The organism is Streptomyces flavovariabilis (assembly GCF_000725785.1).
Taxonomy (GTDB): Bacteria; Actinomycetota; Actinomycetes; order Streptomycetales; family Streptomycetaceae; genus Streptomyces; species Streptomyces hawaiiensis.
This window is the reverse complement of record NZ_JNXD01000022.1, coordinates 83528-102363: the sequence shown is the minus strand read 5'-3', so window position 1 is coordinate 102363 and position 18836 is coordinate 83528. Positions and strand designations below refer to the sequence as shown.

Annotated in this window: 19 protein-coding genes; 13 read left to right on the top strand and 6 right to left on the bottom strand. The window is 73.5% G+C overall.

Going from position 1 to position 18836, the window contains the following annotated elements:
* The first annotated feature begins 339 nt into the window (after window positions 1-339).
* The 5 genes from IO24_RS0131960 (at window position 340) to IO24_RS0131940 (ending at window position 4986) form a co-directional block, all read left to right on the top strand.
* Window positions 340-1392 (top strand): segregation/condensation protein A, encoded by a 1053-nt coding sequence (locus IO24_RS0131960; RefSeq protein ID WP_107063061.1) that lies wholly within the window; start codon window positions 340-342, stop codon window positions 1390-1392.
* Window positions 1389-2039, top strand: coding sequence for an SMC-Scp complex subunit ScpB (scpB, locus tag IO24_RS0131955; RefSeq protein WP_031141768.1), 651 nt, complete (start codon window positions 1389-1391; stop codon window positions 2037-2039). The genes IO24_RS0131960 and scpB overlap by 4 nt, the downstream gene beginning before the upstream one ends.
* An 11-nt stretch (window positions 2040-2050) precedes the next feature.
* On the top strand, window positions 2051-3169 hold the full coding sequence (locus IO24_RS0131950) for a pseudouridine synthase (protein WP_031141766.1): 1119 nt from the start codon (window positions 2051-2053) through the stop codon (window positions 3167-3169).
* 81 nt (window positions 3170-3250) lie between these two features.
* Complete coding sequence (locus IO24_RS0131945) at window positions 3251-3970, top strand: NUDIX hydrolase (RefSeq protein WP_031141764.1); 720 nt, start codon at window positions 3251-3253, stop codon at window positions 3968-3970.
* Window positions 3967-4986, top strand: coding sequence for an ADP-ribosylglycohydrolase family protein (locus IO24_RS0131940; protein ID WP_031141762.1), 1020 nt, complete (start codon window positions 3967-3969; stop codon window positions 4984-4986). Before IO24_RS0131945 ends, IO24_RS0131940 begins: the two co-directional genes overlap by 4 nt.
* 24 nt (window positions 4987-5010) lie before the next feature.
* On the opposite strand, the gene IO24_RS0131935 is transcribed toward IO24_RS0131940, so the two are convergent.
* On the bottom strand, window positions 5011-5451 hold the full coding sequence (locus IO24_RS0131935; protein ID WP_031141760.1) for a Rieske (2Fe-2S) protein: 441 nt from the start codon (window positions 5449-5451) through the stop codon (window positions 5011-5013).
* A 179-nt stretch (window positions 5452-5630) separates the two neighbouring features.
* Between IO24_RS0131935 and aroH the strand changes: the two genes are divergently transcribed.
* From aroH to der, 5 genes are all read left to right on the top strand, one after another.
* A complete protein-coding gene (aroH, locus tag IO24_RS0131930; RefSeq protein ID WP_031141758.1) occupies window positions 5631-5993 on the top strand; it encodes a chorismate mutase in 363 nt (120 codons plus the stop codon).
* Window positions 5990-7075: a prephenate dehydrogenase gene (locus IO24_RS0131925; RefSeq protein WP_031141756.1), complete on the top strand. Its 1086-nt coding sequence runs from the start codon at window positions 5990-5992 to the stop codon at window positions 7073-7075. Before aroH ends, IO24_RS0131925 begins: the two co-directional genes overlap by 4 nt.
* 135 nt (window positions 7076-7210) lie before the next feature.
* A complete protein-coding gene (gene cmk / locus IO24_RS0131920; RefSeq protein ID WP_420823235.1) occupies window positions 7211-7873 on the top strand; it encodes a (d)CMP kinase in 663 nt (220 codons plus the stop codon).
* Window positions 7870-8517, top strand: coding sequence for a lysophospholipid acyltransferase family protein (locus tag IO24_RS0131915; protein WP_031141752.1), 648 nt, complete (start codon window positions 7870-7872; stop codon window positions 8515-8517). Before cmk ends, IO24_RS0131915 begins: the two co-directional genes overlap by 4 nt.
* 81 nt (window positions 8518-8598) lie before the next feature.
* Window positions 8599-10092, top strand: a complete 1494-nt coding sequence (gene der / locus IO24_RS0131910) for a ribosome biogenesis GTPase Der (RefSeq protein ID WP_031141750.1) — start codon at window positions 8599-8601, stop codon at window positions 10090-10092.
* A gap of 60 nt (window positions 10093-10152) precedes the next feature.
* On the opposite strand, the gene IO24_RS0131905 is transcribed toward der, so the two are convergent.
* Together IO24_RS0131905 and IO24_RS0131900 are read right to left on the bottom strand one after the other, a co-directional pair.
* Window positions 10153-10539: a hypothetical protein gene (locus IO24_RS0131905; protein WP_031141748.1), complete on the bottom strand. Its 387-nt coding sequence runs from the start codon at window positions 10537-10539 to the stop codon at window positions 10153-10155.
* A gap of 85 nt (window positions 10540-10624) precedes the next feature.
* Window positions 10625-11407, bottom strand: a complete 783-nt coding sequence (locus tag IO24_RS0131900; RefSeq protein ID WP_031141746.1) for a hypothetical protein — start codon at window positions 11405-11407, stop codon at window positions 10625-10627.
* Window positions 11408-11950: 543 nt separating this feature from the next.
* Between IO24_RS0131900 and IO24_RS0131895 the strand changes: the two genes are divergently transcribed.
* Window positions 11951-12583 carry a LysM peptidoglycan-binding domain-containing protein gene (locus IO24_RS0131895; RefSeq protein WP_031141744.1) on the top strand — a complete coding sequence of 211 codons (633 nt, stop codon included), beginning with the start codon at window positions 11951-11953 and terminating at the stop codon, window positions 12581-12583.
* Between the two features lie 72 nt (window positions 12584-12655).
* Here the strand turns inward: IO24_RS0131895 and IO24_RS0131890 are convergent, their stop codons facing one another.
* From IO24_RS0131890 to IO24_RS0131880, 3 genes are read right to left on the bottom strand one after another with little or no spacing between them, the layout of a single operon-like run.
* Complete coding sequence (locus IO24_RS0131890) at window positions 12656-13297, bottom strand: ABC transporter ATP-binding protein (protein ID WP_031141742.1); 642 nt, start codon at window positions 13295-13297, stop codon at window positions 12656-12658.
* Window positions 13294-16386, bottom strand: coding sequence for a branched-chain amino acid ABC transporter permease/ATP-binding protein (locus IO24_RS0131885; protein ID WP_031141740.1), 3093 nt, complete (start codon window positions 16384-16386; stop codon window positions 13294-13296). Before IO24_RS0131885 ends, IO24_RS0131890 begins: the two co-directional genes overlap by 4 nt.
* On the bottom strand, window positions 16386-16862 hold the full coding sequence (locus tag IO24_RS0131880) for a hypothetical protein (protein ID WP_031141738.1): 477 nt from the start codon (window positions 16860-16862) through the stop codon (window positions 16386-16388). The genes IO24_RS0131885 and IO24_RS0131880 overlap by 1 nt, the downstream gene beginning before the upstream one ends.
* Before the next feature lie 145 nt (window positions 16863-17007).
* Between IO24_RS0131880 and IO24_RS0131875 the strand changes: the two genes are divergently transcribed.
* Both IO24_RS0131875 and IO24_RS0131870 read left to right on the top strand, forming a co-directional pair.
* Complete coding sequence (locus tag IO24_RS0131875) at window positions 17008-17571, top strand: MTB12 C-terminal domain-containing protein (RefSeq protein ID WP_031141736.1); 564 nt, start codon at window positions 17008-17010, stop codon at window positions 17569-17571.
* A complete protein-coding gene (locus IO24_RS0131870) occupies window positions 17546-18832 on the top strand; it encodes an ABC transporter substrate-binding protein (protein WP_031141734.1) in 1287 nt (428 codons plus the stop codon). The genes IO24_RS0131875 and IO24_RS0131870 overlap by 26 nt, the downstream gene beginning before the upstream one ends.
* The last annotated feature ends 4 nt before the right edge of the window (window positions 18833-18836 follow it).

The following is an 18836-nucleotide window of genomic DNA, read 5'->3' as shown; positions in this document are numbered from 1 at the left end:
CCCCCTCCCGGCGGCCCGGCCGGCCGCCGGCGTGCGCTGGGGCGGGGGCCGGGGGCTTCGCGGACGGCTCCGTCGGCTGAGCCGCAAGAGGTCGAGACGCCCCCCTCATGGGAGGAGGCCGACCCCACGGCTCTGCCGGTCGAGCGGGCCGGGACAGAGGCGGCCGAGTTGCCCGGGCCCTCCGCGGAGAGTGACGGGACAGCTCCGCCGGTCGAGCCGCGGGCGGAGACGGTCCCGTACGGAGCGTCGCCTGCGAGCACGGCGGTCGCGCATGCGGGGCCCGCCGCCCCGAGGGCCGAGCCGAGCTCCTCGCCCCCGAACGCCGGGCCCGCAGCCTCGATGGCCGGATCCCTGGAGACCGCGGCCCCCGGGCCGGCGGACCCGGCCGGGCCCATGGCACCGCCCGGTGAGGCGGCCGAGCCCTTGGCGCCGCCTGTGGACTGGGCCGGGCCGGTGGTCCTGGGTGAGCCGAGCGGGGCTGCGGCCGAGACGCCGTCCGTGGGTGCGTCGACCTCGTCCGAGGAGCCTTCCGGGCCCGCCCCGGTCCTCCCGCCCCCGGCCGGTGACGCCCAGGCGGCCGACGACGGGGTCTTCAAGGTCCGGCTCGCCAACTTCGAAGGGCCCTTCGATCTGCTGTTGCAGTTGATCTCACGGCACAAGCTGGATGTCACCGAGGTCGCGCTGTCGAAGGTGACCGACGAGTTCATGGCCTACATCCGGGCGATGGGGCCGGACTGGGACCTGGACGAGACGACCGAGTTCCTGGTCGTCGCCGCCACGCTGCTCGACCTGAAGGCCGCGCGGCTGCTGCCCGCCGCCGAGGTGGAGGACGAGGGTGATCTCGCGCTGCTCGAAGCGCGAGACCTGTTGTTCGCCCGGCTGCTGCAGTACCGCGCGTACAAGCAGATCGCCGACATCTTCAGCGGGCGGCTCGACGACGAGGCCCGGCGCTACCCCCGTACCGTCGGGCTCGAAGCTCACCATGCCGAGCTGCTGCCCGACGTCGTCATCAGCATCGGCGCGGAGGGCTTCGCGAAGCTCGCCGTGAAGGCCATGCAGCCCAAGCCCAAGCCGCAGGTCTACGTCGACCACATCCACGCCCCGCTGGTCAGCGTGCAGGAGCAGGCGCAGATCGTCGTGGCCCGGCTCAGGGAACTCGGCGAGGCCAGCTTCCGGGCCCTCGTGGCGGACACCGACGACACCCTGACCGTCGTGGCGAGGTTCCTCGCCCTGCTGGACCTGTACCGCGAGAAGGCCGTCGCACTGGAGCAGGAGGCCGCGCTCGGGGAGCTGCTGGTGCGGTGGACCGGCGGGGACGGGGACGAGACCCCGACCGTCACCGACGAGTTCGACCGGCCGCCCGAGCCGCCGAAGGAGGAGAAGAAGGCGTGAGCGAGCGAACGACCGATCTGCCGGCCGGGCCGCGTACCGTCGCCGGTCTCGATCTGAAACCGGCGCTGGAGGCCGTCCTCATGGTCGTGGACGAACCCGCGACCGAGGAGCACCTCGCGAAGATACTGGAGCGGCCCAGGCGCCAGATCGCGGACGCCCTGCGTGAGCTGGCCGACGAGTACACCGTCCAGGGCCGCGGCTTCGAGCTGCGGTACGTCGCGAACGGCTGGCGCTTCTACACACGGGCCGCGTACGCCCCGGCCGTCGAGCGCTTCGTGCTGGACGGCCAGCAGGCCCGCCTCACCCAGGCCGCCCTGGAGACTCTGGCCGTCGTCGCCTACCGCCAGCCGGTCAGCCGCAGCCGGGTCTCGGCCGTCCGTGGAGTCAACTGCGACGGCGTCATGCGCACCCTCCTCCAGCGCGGTCTGATAGAGGAGGCGGGCGCGGAACCCGAAACAGGTGCGATCCTGTACAGGACGACGAACTACTTCCTGGAGCGGATGGGCCTGCGCGGTCTGGACGAGCTCCCGGAGCTCGCGCCCTTCCTCCCGGAGGCGGAGGCGATCGAGGCCGAGACCCTGGAAGGGGTTCCGTCGTTCGACCCGGACGCACCCGATGCGCCGGGTTCCGACGACGCAGACGACTAGACGGAATATTGATGCGAAGCAGCAGCGGCAGGAACAGCAGCGGAAACAACGGCGGGAGCCGTGGTGGCAACAGCGGCGGCCGCGGCGGGAGTGGCGGTGGCCGCGGGAACTTCCGCGGCGCCGGCAACAACCGCGACGACAAGCAGGGCAGCGGCCGTCCGAAGAAGCCGCGCCCGGAGGAGCGGCGCTACGACGTCGGCCCCGGCGCCACGCAGGACGGCCCGAAGTCGGGCCGCGGCCCCTCGGCCCGCGGTGGCGCCAAGGGCGGTCCCAAGCAGGGCCAGCGCTCCGGCGGGACGGCTCCGGCGCGCTCCCGCGAGTACGAGACGCGCACGGAGGAGCGCAACCGCGACCGGTACGCCGGGAAGAAGGACGTCAAGCTCCCGAAGACCTTCCCCGGCGCCGAGCAGGAGGGCGAGCGGCTGCAAAAGGTCCTCGCCCGCGCGGGCTTCGGCTCCCGGCGTGCCTGCGAGGAGCTGATCGAGGAGGCCCGGGTCGAGGTCAACGGCGAGATCGTCCTGGAGCAGGGCCGGCGCGTCGACCCCGAGAAGGACGAGATCAAGGTCGACGGTCTGACCGTCGCCACGCAGCGCTACCAGTTCTTCGCGCTGAACAAGCCCGCCGGTGTCGTGTCGACGATGGAGGACCCGGACGGCCGGCAGTGCCTCGGCGACTACGTCACCAACCGCGAGACCCGGCTCTTCCACGTCGGCCGGCTCGACACCGAGACCGAGGGTGTCATCCTGCTCACCAACCACGGCGAGCTGGCCCACCGGCTGACCCACCCGAAGTACGGCGTGAAGAAGACCTACCTCGCGCACATCGTCGGACCCATCCCGCGCGACCTCGGCAAGCAGCTGAAGGACGGCATCCAGCTGGAGGACGGCTACGCCCGCGCGGACCACTTCCGGGTCGTCCAGCAGACCGGCAAGAACTACCTCGTCGAGGTCACCCTCCACGAGGGCCGCAAGCACATCGTGCGCCGGATGCTCGCGGAGGCCGGCTTCCCGGTCGACAAGCTGGTCCGGGTCGCCTTCGGGCCGATCACCCTGGGCGACCAGAAGTCGGGCTGGCTGCGACGGTTGTCCAACACGGAGGTCGGGATGCTGATGCAGGAGGTCGACCTCTAGAGACCGCGGGTCTCCAAGGACTTGTGAGCCACCTGCACCCCCCTTTATAGTCAGTACGACTCTAAAGGGGGGTGCGGGTGCATGGACGGCTACGACAAGTACGCCCACGAACCCTTCGCCGTCACCGTCGACCTCGCGGTGTTCACCCTCCGGGAGGGTGCGCTGCACGTCCTGCTCGTCGAACGCGGGCAGGAGCCGTACGCCGGGTGCTGGGCCCTGCCCGGCGGGTTCGTGCAGCCGGACGAGTCCGCGGAGACGGCGGCCCGGCGTGAACTCGCCGAGGAGACCGCCCTGTCCGACGTCTCGGGGCTGCATCTGGAGCAGCTGCGGACGTACAGCGAGCCCGGCCGCGACCCCCGGATGCGGGTCGTGTCGGTCGCCTTCGCCGCACTGCTGCCCGACGCTCCCGAGGCGCACGGCGGCAGCGACGCCGCGCAGGCCCGCTGGGTGCCGTACGGCACGGCAGGGCCGCTCGCCTTCGACCACGACCGCATCCTGGCCGACGCCCACGACCGGATCGGCGCCAAGCTCGAGTACACCTGCCTCGCCACCGCCTTCTGCCCGCCCGAGTTCACCCTCGGCGAGCTCCGGCAGGTCTACGAGACCGTCTGGGGCACCGAGCTCGACCGGCCCAACTTCCGGCGCAAGGTGCTCGCCACGTCCGGCTTCGTCGAAGCCGTCCCGGGCGCCGCCCGGCTGACCGGCGGCCGCGGCAAACCCGCCGCCCTGTACCGCGCCGGAACCGCCACCGCCCTCCACCCGCCTCTCCTCCGGCCCACCCGGGAAGGACGCCCCGCATGACCACGCTCGTCCACAAGCAGGCCGCCACCGGAGCACTCACGGGCCTGGCCCTCGGGGATGCGCTGGGCTTTCCGACCGAGTTCCACGACGTCCCCTCGATTCTCGCCAAGTGCGGCCCGTGGCGGCAGATGAGTCTTCCGACGCCGGCGATCGTCACCGACGACACCCAGATGACACTGGCGCTCGGGCGGGGCATACGGGCCGCGATGGACCGGGGTGTGCTCGGGCCTCAGGGGATGGCCGAGGCGGTGCGTCGGGAGTTCATCACCTGGAACCGTTCTCCGGAGAACAACCGCGCCCCGGGCGCCACCTGTCTGCGGGCCTGCGCCCTGCTGGAGCACGCGGACCGCCCCTGGCAGGACGCCAGTCAGACCCACTCCAAGGGCTGCGGTGCCAATATGCGGGTCGCTCCCCTGGGGCTGGTGTCCGGCCTGAGTGAAGAACAGCGGGCCGGTGCCGCCCAGTTGCAGGCGGCGCTGACACACGGGCATCCGACGGCGCTGGCCGCCTCCGACCTCACCGCACACGCCGTACGCCTGCTCGCGCAGGGCGCCGAGCCGACCGGACTGGTCGGGCTGCTCCGCTCGTACGCCCTGGAGAACCGCAGCCGCTACCACGAGCGCTGGCTCGGCGACCTCTGGCGGCGGGCCGGGGACCCGGGTCCCGAGCGGTTCATCGCACGCGGCTGGGACGAGTGCCTGGACGCCCTCGAACGGCTCCGGCACGCCGTGCGCACCGTCTCGCCGGAGACCGACCCGTGTCTGGCCACCGGCGAGGGCTGGATCGCCGAGGAGGCCCTGGCGACCGGGCTGCTGTGCTTCCTGCTCTTCGTCGACGAGCCGCTGACGGCCCTGCGCCGTGCCGCCTGTACCGCCGGCGACTCGGACTCGATCGCCTGCCTGGCGGGCGCGTTCGCGGGCGCGTACCTGGGTGCGGAGGCCTGGCCCACCGAGTGGGCCGACCGCGTCGAGTACCGGACCGATCTGCTCACCCTCGGGGCGCTGTGGGACGCCTGACGCCGCGGAGCCGGTCGCGGGCCCTCACGCCAGGCGAACCGAGTTGCCCTCCACAGTGATCCGCTCGGCGGGCAGTGGCCGCGTCGCCGGGCCCTGGGCCACCGCGCCGTCGGCGATCTGGAACTTGCTGCCGTGGCAGGGGCAGTTGATCGTGCCGCCGGAGACGGATCCCACGGTGCAGCGCTGGTGGGTGCAGATCGCCGAGAAGGCCTTGAACCGACCCTGCTCCGGCTGGGTCACCACGACCTCCTCGTCCTTGAAGATCTTGCCGCCGCCGACCGGGATCTCGTCGATGTTGGCCAGGACCTGGCCGGCGGGGGCGCTCGTCGCGTCCTGGCCGGTGGGGGAGCCCGTCGACGCGGAGCCGTTGTCGTCGCCTCCGCCGCCGCAAGCCGCGACGAGCGCCGCCGCGCCCGTCGCACCCGTCGCGAGGAGAACCGTGCGGCGCGTGGTCTCGTAGGTCATGTCGTCACTCCGAAAGTACCGAAGGGGAGCAAATCGGAATTTGCATCATCTTGGCACTGAACTTACCCAAACGTGCCGATTCCGGCGTCTCACCGGGCGGGCACCGCGCACCGGGGCCGTGCGGGCTGACTAGGCTGGTCGGACGTAGAGCGACACGCACGTCAGCAAGGAGCATCGCCGTGGCGGTACGAGCGGTCCGGGGCGCCGTCCAACTCGAACGGGACGAGGCCGGGCACATGGACGAGCAGGTCGGAGCCCTGCTCACGGAGATCCTCGAGCGCAACGATCTCGCCGCCGACGACCTGATCAGCATCTGGTTCACGGCCACGCCCGACCTGCACAGCGACTTCCCGGCCGCAGCCGCCCGCAAGCTGGGCATCGTCGACGTGCCGCTGATCTGCGCCCAGGAACTGGACATCGAGGGCGCCATGCCGCGCGTCGTCCGCGTCCTCGCGCACATCGAGTCCGACCGGACCCGGGCCGACATCGCCCACGTCTACCTCGGCGCCGCGGCCACCCTGCGCAAGGACATCGCCCAGTGAGGACCGCACTCGTCATCGGCACCGGCCTCATCGGCACGTCCGCCGCCCTGGCGCTGTCCCAGCGGGGCGTCACCGTGCACCTCGCCGACCCCGACCCGGAGCAGGCCCGTACCGCGGCCGCGCTCGGCGCCGGCACGGACCAGGCGCCGGACGGGCCCGTCGACCTCGTGATCGTCGCCGCCCCGCCCGCGCACGTGGCCGACGTGCTCACCGACGCCATGCGCCGCGGCGCGGGACGCGGCTACCTCGACGTCGCCAGCGTCAAGGGCGGGCCGCGCCGCGAGCTGGAGGCACACGGCCTCGACCTGTCCGCCTACATCGGCTCGCACCCCATGTCGGGCCGGGAGAAGTCCGGCCCGCTCGCCGCGACCGGGGACCTCTTCGAGGGCCGCCCCTGGGTGCTGACCCCGACCCGCGACACCGACACCGAAGTGCTGAACCTCGCCCTGGAACTGGTCTCGCACTGCCGTGCCGTGCCCGTGGTGATGGACGCCGACGCCCACGACCGGGCCGTCGCCCTCGTCTCCCACATGCCCCACCTGGTCTCCAGCCTGGTCGCCGCGCGGCTGGAGCACGCCGAGGAGGCAGCCGTGCGGCTGTGCGGGCAGGGCATCCGGGACGTGACACGGATCGCGGCCTCCGATCCCCGGATGTGGATCGACATCCTCTCCGCGAACCCCGCGCCGGTCGCCGACCTGCTCACGGACGTCGCCGCCGACCTGGAGGAGACCGTGCGGGCCCTGCGCGCCCTGCAGTCCTCCGACGACCACAAGCGCCGCGAGGGCGCCGGCGGGATCGAGGACGTGCTGCGGCGCGGCAACGCCGGACAGGTCCGCGTCCCCGGCAAGCACGGGTCCGCGCCCCGGGCCTACGAGGTCGTGGCCGTGCTCATCGACGACCAGCCCGGACAACTGGCGCGGATCTTCGCCGACGCGGGCCTGGCCGGCGTCAACATCGAGGACGTACGGATCGAGCACGCGACGGGGCAGCAGGCCGGTCTGGTGCAGCTGATGGTGGAGCCGAAGGCGGCCCCGGTCCTGAGCGCTGCGCTGCGGGAGCGGGGCTGGGCGATCCGGCAGTAGCAGCCGTCTGCCGCAGGCCGCGCACACCGCGGCCGGACGAGTGACCCGCACCCAGTAACCTTGTGCGGGGCACTCGCGCCCTCACCCCGCCGAGCCCGGTTCAGGAAGGTCCCCACTGTGGAAAGCGCCACGCCAGTGATTGTCGCCATCGACGGCCCCGCCGGCACCGGCAAGTCGAGCACCTCGAAGGCCGTGGCGGCCCAGCTCGGGCTGAGCTACCTGGACACCGGCGCCCAGTACCGGGCGATCACCTGGTGGATGGTGAGCAACGGCATCGACGTCGACGACCCGTCCGCCATCGCCGCCGCCGCGGGCAAGCCCGAGATCGTCTCCGGCACCGACCCGGAGGGACCGGCCATCACGGTCGACGGCGTGGACGTGGCCGGCCCGATCCGCACCCAGGAGGTCTCCTCCAAGGTCAGCGCGGTCAGCGCGGTGCCCGAGGTGCGCGCCCGGATCACCGAGCTGCAGCGCTCGATCGCCGCCTCCGCGGAACAGGGCATCGTCGTCGAGGGCCGGGACATCGGCACGACCGTGCTGCCCGACGCCGACCTCAAGGTCTTCCTCACCGCTTCCCCGGAGGCGCGCGCTGCCCGCCGCAGCGGCGAGCTGAAGGGCTCCGACGTCCACTCCACCCGCGAGGCCCTCATCAAGCGGGACGCCGCCGACTCCAGCCGCAAGACCTCCCCGCTCGCCAAGGCGGACGATGCCGTCGAGGTGGACACCACCGAGCTCACGCTGGCCCAGGTCATCGAGTGCGTCGTCACCCTCGTCGAGGAGAAGCGGGCCGGAAAGTGACCGAGCTGCCTTCGGCGCGGGGCGCCGAGGTCGGGCGGCGCATCGGCGTCGGCCTGATGTACGGGCTGTGGAAGCCGCGCGTACTCGGAGCCTGGCGGGTGCCCGCGAGCGGCCCCGTGATCCTCGCGGTCAACCACAGCCACAACATCGACGGCCCGATGGTCATGGGCGTGGCGCCCCGGCCGACGCACTTCCTGATCAAGAAGGAAGCGTTCATCGGGCCCCTGGACCCCTTCCTGCTCGGCATCGGGCAGGTGAAGGTCGACCGCGACACCACCGACCGCACGGCGATCACCCGGGCGCTCGGCGTCCTGGACAACGGCGGCGTGCTCGGCATCTTCCCGGAGGGCAGCCGGGGCGAGGGCGACTTCGCCTCGCTGCGTGCCGGGCTCGCGTACTTCGCGGTGCGCAGCGGCGCCCCGATCGTCCCGGTCGCCGTGCTGGGAAGTTCCGAGCGGCCCGGACGGTTGATAAAGGGGCTGCCTCCGCTGCGCTCCCGCGTCGACGTCGTCTTCGGCGAGCCCTTCGAGGCGGGCGACGACAGCGGCCGCCGCACGCGCAAGGTGCTCGACGAGGCCACCGGGCGCATCCAGAAGCAGCTCGCGGCCCACCTGGAAAACGCCAGGCGCCTCACCGGGCGCTAGACGACACTGAGTAGTGGATCAGCCCGCCACCACGGTGGGTACTCCACCGACCACCACGATGAACGACGAGGTACGGACTTCATGAACGACCACATCCAGCCCGACGGCTCGGACGCGTCCGAGGGCGCGCACGAGCACGACCACGGGGCGCTCGGCGACGCCGAGTTCGCGGAGTTCATGGAGCTCGCCGCGGAGGAGGGCTTCGCCCTCGAGGACGTCGAGGGCGCCCTTGAGGAGGCGGGGCACGGCCCGCTGCCCGTGCTCGCCGTCGTCGGCCGCCCCAACGTCGGCAAGTCGACTCTGGTGAACCGCATCATCGGGCGCCGTGAGGCCGTCGTCGAGGACAAGCCCGGAGTCACCCGCGACCGTGTCACCTACGAGGCCGAGTGGGCGGGCCGCCGCTTCAAGGTCGTCGACACCGGCGGCTGGGAGCAGGACGTCCTCGGCATCGACGCCTCCGTGGCGGCCCAGGCCGAGTACGCCATCGAGGCCGCCGACGCGGTCGTCTTCGTCGTCGACGCCAAGGTGGGCGCCACCGACACCGACGAGGCCGTCGTCCGGCTGCTGCGCAAGGCCGGCAAGCCGGTCGTGCTGTGCGCCAACAAGGTGGACGGCCCGAGCGGCGAGGCCGACGCGGCCTACCTGTGGGCGCTGGGCCTGGGGGAGCCGCACCCGGTCTCCGCGCTGCACGGCCGGGGCACCGGCGACATGCTCGACCAGGTCCTCGAGGTGCTGCCGGAAGCGCCGCTCCAGACCTTCGGCGGGGCCGGTATCGGCGGCCCGCGCCGCATCGCCCTGATCGGGCGCCCGAACGTCGGCAAGTCGTCCCTGCTGAACAAGGTGGCGGGCGAGGAGCGCGTCGTCGTCAACGAGCTGGCGGGCACCACCCGTGACCCGGTCGACGAGCTGATCGAACTCGGCGGCGTCACCTGGAAGTTCGTCGACACGGCGGGCATCCGCAAGCGCGTCCACCTCCAGCAGGGCGCCGACTACTACGCCTCGCTGCGCACCGCCGCCGCCGTAGAGAAGGCGGAGGTCGCCGTCATCCTGATCGACGGCTCCGAGTCCATCTCGGTGCAGGACCAGCGGATCGTCACCATGGCCGTCGAGGCGGGCCGCGCGATCGTCCTCGCGTTCAACAAGTGGGACACCCTCGACGAGGAGCGCCGCTACTACCTGGAGCGGGAGATCGAGACCGAGCTCGGCCAGGTGTCATGGGCGCCGCGGGTGAACGTCTCGGCGCGCACCGGGCGGCACATGGAGAAGCTGGTCCCGGCGATCGAGACGGCCCTGGCGGGCTGGGAGACCCGGGTCCCGACGGGCAGGCTGAACGCCTTCCTCGGTGAGCTGGTCGCCGCCCACCCGCACCCGGTCCGGGGCGGCAAGCAGCCGCGCATCCTGTTCGGCACGCAGGCGGGCACCAGGCCGCCGCGGTTCGTGCTGTTCGCCTCCGGTTTCATCGAGGCGGGCTACCGGCGCTTCATCGAGCGCCGCCTGCGCGAGGAGTTCAGCTTCGACGGGACGCCGATCCACATCTCCGTGCGGGTGCGCGAGAAGCGCGGCAAGAAGAAGTAACGCGCGGCACCGGAAAAGGGCGGCCCCACGGGCCGCCCTTTTCCGGTGTCCGGTGCTCGCTCAGGCGCCGCCGCGCCGTCCCGGCGGCAGCGCGGCCGGGACGTAGTGCATCCCCGTGCTGTGCGATCCGACGGTCCCGACGCGCTGCCACTGCGGCTGCCCGGCGGCATGGCGGGCGCTCTGGGCGCCCGCGCTGTAGGCACCGTACGAGCTGCCGTACGTCCCCCCGTACGAGCCCGAACCGTGCGGGTTGTTCCCGAAGGCGGTGAAGCCCAGCTTCTCCTCGCCGCTGCGGTCGCCGGGCAGTGCGCGGAAGGACTTGACGTACTCGGCGTAGAGCGCGTCGTAGATCGGCGTGGCCGATGGGCCGCCCTGGGAGTCCTGAGCCGATCGCGCGGACGGGATCGGCGAGAAGGACTGGCGGCGGGGAACGTCGTATGCGTGCACGTATGTCCAAACGACCCCGCGGGTCAAGGGATGCGGTCCGGGTACGGCTTTCGTAGGTGTACGGCGTGCGCGGGTGACGCGCGGCTCAGGTGCCGGCCAGCGGCAGCGCCGAGGCGACCAGCTTTCCGTTCGCCGCCGCCTTGTCCAGCGCGTCGCGCAGCAGGTCCTCGCGCGGCTGGCGGCCGATCGAGCCGACGGGCGCGGCGAACATCAGCACCTGCTGGTGCTTGTTGGCGGCCGCGCGCCAGCCCTCGGTCACCTGGAGTGGCTGGTGCGCCTGCCACCAGGCCACCGGCTGGCCGCCGTTGCTGCCCGGCTGGAGCACCGCGTGCAGCTGGCCCACGGCGAGCAGCACCGACCAGCCGTGCAGCACCGGCGGCACGGCCGACAGCTCCGTCAGCGGCATGAAGCCCTGCTCGATGAGCAGCGGCAGGAAGTCGTCGCCGCCGCCGGTCGTGCCGGGCCGGGCGACGGGTCCGGTCGGCTCCACCACCAGGGCCGGGTGCAGCTCCCCGCCGATCAGGACGAGCCCGCTGGTCACACCGAGCACCGCCGGCTCGGGCACCACCTTGTCGGGCTCCAGGTCGACGGTGTCGCCCGTGATGGACTTCACGGCGCCCCGCAGCTGCTCCTCGGTGACCTGCACGACCTGCGAGGGCAGGCAGCCGGCGTGGGCGAAGGCGAGGACGGCGGTCTCGTCCCCGATGAACAGGACGGTGCTGGTGCGCTCCTGCGCGGAGTCGCCCGGAGTGCGGCAGGACGTGCAGTCGTAACTGCCCGGGGCGGTCTCTCCGGCGAGCAGGCGGTCGGCTTCTTCGTCGCCGATCTCGGCGCGTACCTCGTCGCTGACGTCGAGCATGCGCGGCACGGGTGGCTCCCTCGGGGATGCGGTGCGTGGCAAAGCCGGGTGGCTCCCGGCCCGTGGTCCGGGTAGGTCCCGGCTCATGAAGAAGACAACGGGCGATCTGTGGCGGGAGTCACGCCCCAGGGCGAACGGAATCGAACCAACCAGCGCGCAGGGTCACGCTCGGCGCGGAATCGCGCACTCACCGTCAACTCGCTGACACGTAGCGGGTGTTGGGGGAGTGAAGTGGGTCACAGATCCCGAGGGAAGGTGGTCGACAAATCCGGAAATCCGCGAATGAAGTGGGTGTCCGGAAAATGTCGTTACCCCAGGTATCGGGGAACTGGCCTGCCCGGACGGGTGACTGGTTGATGTCGCCCGTCGACCTCCCTAGATTCCTCCGCCGTGTGCAACGAGCACCGCTCGGGTACGTCCACCGGCCGCCGGGTTCCCAGGAACCGGGCACGGCACCGCTCCGGTGGACGGGGCGAGCGCGGCCCTCGCGCCCCATGGCGCGGGAGTGGCGTCCCGCCTTGGGGGATCCCGGGTGTTTCGAGAGGGACCTACATGTCCGAATGTGCCGATACCACTCGCCACGACGCTCGGAAGAACCAGGTTCGTACGGCAGCGGTCCTCGCCGGGGCGGCACTGCTCGCGCCCCTCGGACTGCTCGCCGCGACCGGAAACGCCGCGGCGGCCGACAGCGGAGTGTGGGACCGCATCGCCCAGTGCGAGAGCGGCGGCAACTGGCACATCAACACCGGCAACGGCTACTACGGCGGACTCCAGTTCGCCGCCTCCACCTGGAACGCCTACGGCGGCACGGCCTACGCGCCCACCGCCGACCGGGCGAGCAGGTCCCAGCAGATCGCCGTCGCCACCAAGGTCCAGCGCGCCCAGGGATGGGGCGCCTGGCCGACCTGCTCGGCACGTGCCGGGGCGAGCGGCGGTGCACCCGCCGCCGCTCCGGTCACTTCCGCCGCGCCGGCCCCGGCGAAACCGCCGAAGGCGCCGGCGCGCTCCACGGAACACGCGGACCGCGGCTCGTCCCGCGGCGACTACACCGTCCGTCAGGGCGACACACTGAGCGGCGTCGCCGCCCGGCACGGAACCACCTGGCAGCGCCTCTACGCCGCCAACAAAGCCGCCATAGGCGCCGATCCCGACGTGATCGTGCCCGGCCTGCGCCTCGAATTCTGAGCCGCTGCTCCCCCTCGCCGGGACACGGGCCCCGTCCGGTCGACCGACCGGGCGGGGTCTCGGCGTCCGGGGTCAGCCCGTGAGCTCACTCGCCTCCCCGGCGAACACCACGGTCCCGCGGCGCAGTTCGTAGACGATCGCGGACCGGTCCCGCAGGGCGGGCGGCAGCCGCTGCTCGGCGACCACCACGCACGCGTCGAGCGAACCCAGCAGTTCGTACGTCCGGGCCGCGACCGAGGGCGCCAGGCCCTGGGCGGGCTCGTCGACGAGCACCACGCGCGCGCGGGCGAGCAGGGCCCGGGAGAGGGCGAGCATGCGCTGCTCGCCGCCGGAGAGCGTGCCGGCGCGCCGCTCCAGCAGGGGCCGCAGCTGCGGATAGGCGTCGAGGGCCACGGTGTGGTCGCGCGCGGCGAGATCGAGGTTCTCGCGCACGGTGAGCGAGCCGAACACCGCCTGCCGCTCCGGGACCAGGCACATTCCGCGCCGGGCACGCTCGTGGGCGGGTATGCCGGTCACTTCGGCTCCGTCCCACACCATCGTGCCGCCCGACAGCGGCACGATACCGGCCAGGGCGCGCAGGGCGGTGGTGCGGCCGGAGCCGTTGCGGCCGAGCAGCACGGTGAGGCCCGGGCAGGGGGCGGCGAGGGTCACGCCGTGCAGGGCCTCCAGAGGGCCGTAGCGCACGCGTGCGTGGCGCAGGGAGACGGTCGTCATCGGCCGGCCCCCGACTCCAGGGCCTCCAGCACGCTCCCGGGCGGGCCGGAGGCGACGATCCGGCCCGCGGTCATCACGTGCACGACATCGGCGAGACCGGCCACCAGGTCCAGGTCGTGCTCGACGACGAGGAGGGCCGTGCCGTCGGCGGCCAGAGCCTTCAGGAGCCGGGCCATGGCGGTCACTTCGGCGGTGTCGAGACCGGCGGCCGGCTCGTCGAGGAGGAGGACGTGGGGGCTTCCCGCCAGGGCCCGGGCCAGTTCGACGCGGCGCAGCGTCCCGGTGGACAGCCCGGCGGCGGGCCGTGCGCGCACCGGTCCGTCGAGCCCGAGCAGCCTGAGGGTGCGCTCCACGGCGCCCGGGTCGGTCACCCGGCCCTGCTCGGCGCCGACGCGGACGTTCTCGGCCACGGTCAGCGAGGGGAAGACGGCCAGTTGCTGGAAGGTCCGTGCGACACCGAGCCGGGTGCGGGCATGGGCGGGCAGCGTGGTGATGTCCCGCCCGCCGAGACGCACGCTCCCGCGCGCGGGCCGCAGCGTCCCGGCCAGACAGTGGAACAGGGTGCTCTTCCCGGCCCCGTTGGGCCCGACGACCGCGGTGATCCGGCCGGGGGAGAGATCCACATCCACACCGTCGAGGGCGGTGAAGCCGTTGTAGTGGGCGTGGAGGTGGCGGGCGCTGAGGAGCGGAGCGGCCGGGGCCGTGGCGGTCGGGCCCTTGGGCGACGGCGCACCGTCTCCCTTGCGCGCAGCCGCGCGCGGCCGACGGCCCGGGGAGAGCTCGGGGGTCGGCTCAGGGGTTGGCTTGCGCCGGGTGGTCGGCGAGGGCTCTGGGGGTGGCTCGGGCCGGGTGGCCGGGGTCGGCTCAGGGGTCGGTTCGCGCAGGGTGGTCGGGGAGGGTTCTGGGGTTGGCTCTGGAGGTGGCTCGGGCCGGGTGGTCGGGGAGGGTTCTGGGGTTGGCTCTGGGGGTGGCTCGGGCCGGGTGGCCGGGGAGGGCTCTGGGGGTGGCTCGGGCCGGGTGGCCGGGGTCGGCTCAGGGGTCGGCTCGCGCCGGGTGGCCGGTGGGCGGCTGCTGTCGGTCGGCAGGTGGGGGGCGGCCCGGCTCGACGGGCTGCGTTCCGGACGGCTCTCGCCGTTTCGGCGCTCGCGCCGGCCCGCCGCTCCCGCGCCCTCCGCCCTGCGTGCCCCGCGCGTCGCCCCGGTCGGCACCAATGCCCCGGGGGCCGCCTGCGGCTCCGCCGGGCGCAGCCTCCTGCGGGCCCGCGCGCCCACCGCAGTCAGGGCCGGGATGCGGCGCCCCCGGAGGCGTTCCGCCGCTGCGCGCAGGGTTTCGTACGGGCCGCCGGGGAAGCGGCCCACCAGGATCGCCAGGACGCCGATCAGCGCCGCCGCGACGCCACCGCGGGCGCCGGCGTCCAGCCCGACCAGGAGGGCCGCCGCGCCCAGGGCGCCGAGCGTGCTGTCGGCGCCCAGCACCACCACCGCGGCGAACCACAGCAGGCCGCGCACGGGGTCGTAGGCGGCGGCGTCGAAGGCGCGCAGGCCCATGCCGAGCATGCCGCCGCCCAGCGCGGCCAGCGCGGCGCCCGCGACGAAGGCCAGCAGCTTGAGGGACGGCACCGGGACGCCCGCCGCCTGCGCGCCCCGCTCGTGATCCCGCAGGGCGGCGAGGGCGCGGCCCGTCCGCCCCCGGCGCAGCGCGTGCGCCGCCAGCAGCGCCACCCCCAGCAGGAGCAGTTCCAGCACGTAGTACGCCCGGTCCCCGTCGAAGCCCGCCGGGCGGCCCAGGGACAGGCCCGACGTGGCGTACGGCTGGGCGAAGACGAAGCGGCTCACCCCCACGCCGACCGCGAACGTCGCGAGCGCGAGCGCCAGGCCCCGGCGGCTGATCGCCGGCCAGCCCGTCAGCAGGCCGAGCGGCGCCACCAGGACCACCGACACCGCGAGGGCCGCCAGCTCCGGCAGGGCGGGCAGCCCCGGGAAGCGGCCCGCCGCCAGCAGCGCCGTGAACAGGGCGCCCAGCCCCGCGTACGCCGCCTGCCCCAGCGAGATCTGGCCGCCGCGGCCGGTGACCACCACCAGGGACAGCAGGATCACGGCCAGCGCCGGTACCTGGACCGAGGTGTGCAGGTCCCGGCCGGCCAGGCCCAGCGGCAGCAGGAACAACACGAGCACCACGATCCAGGCGCCCGGCGGCGTCGGCACCCGCGCCGTGGCCGTGCGCGGCAGCGCGTCCCGCTCCCCGGCGCCCGGCAGCACCAGTGCCGCGATCAGCAGCGCGACGACGAACAGGTTCGTGCCCGCCGCCTGGAGCAGCGGCTCGGCCCAGCCAGACGGGTGCAGTCGCGTCAGCTGGCTCTGCGCCACCCCGATGCCCAGCGCCACCACCACCGCGACCGGCAGGCTCCGCATCCGCGCGGCCACCGCGACCGCCACGACCTCCATCACGAGCAGCGACAGCCCGTACGGGTCGAGCCGCACGTACGGCGCCAGCAGCACACCGGTCAGGCCCGCGGTGAACGAACCGAACGCCCAGCCCGCCGCCGCGACCCGGTCCGCGTCGATCCCGCCCAGCACGGCGAGCCGCCGGTCGTCGACCACGGCCCGCAACTCCCGCCCGAACCGCGTCCGGTGAGTCACCGCCGCGACCCCGGCGGCCAGCACCAGCACCACCGCCAGCTGCCCCCACGGCTCGTCCGGCACCAGCACCGGCGCGTCGTCCCGCGCCCCCTGCCCCCACAGCAGCGCCGCCCCGCCCACCAGCAGCACGAACACCCCGATGGACGCCACCAGCGTCTGCGCCGGGCCACCGCCGAGGACCGCCAGGGGACGGAAGACGAACCGCTCCAGTACGACCCCCAGCCCCGGCGCCAGCACCAGCAGTGTCACCACCGCCCCGAGCCACAGCGGCCAGCCCCACTCGACCACGCACTGCCGCAGCGCGTACGCGCACACCATCGCGATCGCGCCGTGCGCGAAGTTCAGCACTCCCGTCGCGCGGTACGTCACGATCAGGCCGATCCCGGTCAGCGCCGCCGCGCTTCCGACCGAGAGCCCGGCGAGGGTGAGGTCGTACGTCAGCGACGACATCAGTCGGTTTCTTCGGCCGGCTCGCAGATCGGGCAGGGGTCCAGCTCACCGCTCGCCACCAGCTTGGAGTCCACCGGAACCGCCTCCGCCTTGCCCGCGACCAGCGGGCAGTCCGCGCGGTGCCACAGCGTGCCGCCCGGCACCATCAGCAGGTCGCCGCTGACCGCGAGCGGCGCGAGCGCGGCCCGCCCCGCCTCCTCCGGCTCGCCGGGCTCGGCCGCCACCAGCAGGCCGTACAGCTCCTCCACACGCGCGGCGGCGATCGAACCCCGGCCCCGGGCCAGCAGCACCGCCCCGGCGATGATCAGCGCGGCGCCGGGAATGCTGCAGGAGGCGAGGTAGGGCAGCTGCCGTTCGGCGTGACGCTCGCCGGAGACTCCGTACCAGCCGACGACGCACAGCACCGCGCCGGCGGCCAGGGCCGCCCAGCCGGCCCACAGGACGGGATGCACGGTCCGCAGTCGGCTGGTCCGCATCGCTGCCTCCCACACGTCGCATTCGGCTGAGCGCGCGCCCGGCTGCCTGTTCAAGTCCGCCGATCGCTTGCACTATGCCCTGTGGAAGCTGACCCTGAAAGCACCGGGCGCGGATGGCCCGGACCGACACCCGGTGGTGAGCCAGATGGTTCTCGGCAGCGACCTCAGGCGGGGGAACGCGACAGGGCGTCCACGAGCCGCGGGACGGGGTACGGCGATCGCGGCCGCTTTGGTCCTGGTCCTCGCCCCGGCCCTGGCGGCCTGCAGCGACGACAGCGGCGGCGGCAGCGAGAGCACCCCTCCCACCCCGACCGCGGAGCGGACCACGAGCGCGCCGGCCTCCGCGCCGGCGGACCGGGCCGCGGCGGAGGCGGAGATCCGGCAGAACTGGCAGAAGTTCTTCGACCCGAAGACCTCGGCCGAGGACAAGCAGGCCGTCCTGGAGAACGGCGACCGCATGGGCCCCGTCCTGCAGGCCTTCAGCGGTGACGAGCGCGGCAGCCAGGTCCAGGCGAAGGTCACCGAGGTCGAGTTCACCTCGGCGACCGGGGCGGATGTCACGTACACGCTCACCCTGAAGGGCGCCACCGCCCTGCCCGACGCCTCCGGAAGCGCCGTCGAGCAGGACGGCACCTGGAAGGTGTCCGCCAAGACGCTGTGCGCGCTGGTCCAACTGAGCGGCAATGCGTCTCCGGTTCCGGGCTGCTGAGGCACTGGCCGCGGTGCTGCTGCTCGCCCTGAGCGCGGCCTGCGGCAGCCGGCTCCCGGAGAGCGACTTCGAGCACGACGACCGCACCCCCGCGCCCCGCGACGCCGCCCCTCTGCGGGTCGGCATCATCACCAGCGCCACCAGCCCGGTCGGCGGCAGCGCGTTCACCGGCCCGCGCGACGGCGCCCGGGCCTTCTTCGACCGGCTCAACGCGCGCGGCGGCATCGACGGGCGCCGGGTCGAGGTGCGCAGTTGCGACGACGGCGGCAGCGGCGTCGGAAACAACGAGTGCGTCCACAAACTCGTCGAGGAGGACGAAGTCGTCGCGCTGGTCGCCACCACGGCCCTGGACTACGCGGGCGCCTCCCGTGTCTCCCGCGCGCGTGTGCCCGACATCGGCGGCCAGCCCATCGGCACCGCCTACGACACCTACCCGCACCTCTACGGCATCTACGGCAGCCTCGCACCCCGCGACGGCACCCCCGGCTGGGACGGCAGGCTGTACGGCGGCACCGAGGTCTACCGCTACTTCAAACGCGAGCACGGCGCCCGCACCGCCGCCGTCGTGTCCTACAACCAGTCCGCCTCGGCCGCCTACGCCCGGCTCGTCGAGCGGGGCCTGCGCGCCGAGGGCTACCAGGTCGTCACCGAGCAGGTCGACTTCGCCCTGCCCAACTTCCGCGCCGTCGCCGCCGACCTCAAGGAGCAGGGCGCCGACCTGGTCTTCGACGCCATCGACGGGCACGGCAACGCCCGCCTCTGCCAGGCCATGGACGAGGCCGGCGCCGACGTCACCGCCAAGGTCACCAACGTGCAGAACTGGGCGTCCACCGTCACCGACGCCTATCAGGACGCCCCGCGCTGCCGCAACGCCCTGTGGGCGACCGGCGCCAGCCGCAACTACGAGGACACCGGCCACCCGGCCGTACGGGAGTTCCGCGAGGCGACGACGGGGCTGAAGACGCACTCCCAGTGGCAGCTGGAGGGGTGGGCGGCCGCCCGGTGGTTCACGGACGCGGCGGAGTCCTGCACGACGACGGGCATCACGCGCGCGTGCGTCGACGCCTTCATGGACCGCAGCCAGGGCTACACCGCCGGAGGGCTGCTGCTCCCCGTCCGGTTCGAACGGTTGCCCGAGCCGCCGAAGAGCAGCAGGACCTGCCTGTCGGTGGCCCGCTGGCAGGACGGCAAGGGCTGGGTGGGCCAGGGGGACATGAACCGCACCTGCTTCACCGTCCCGCAACTGGCCTACGAGCCTTGAGGAC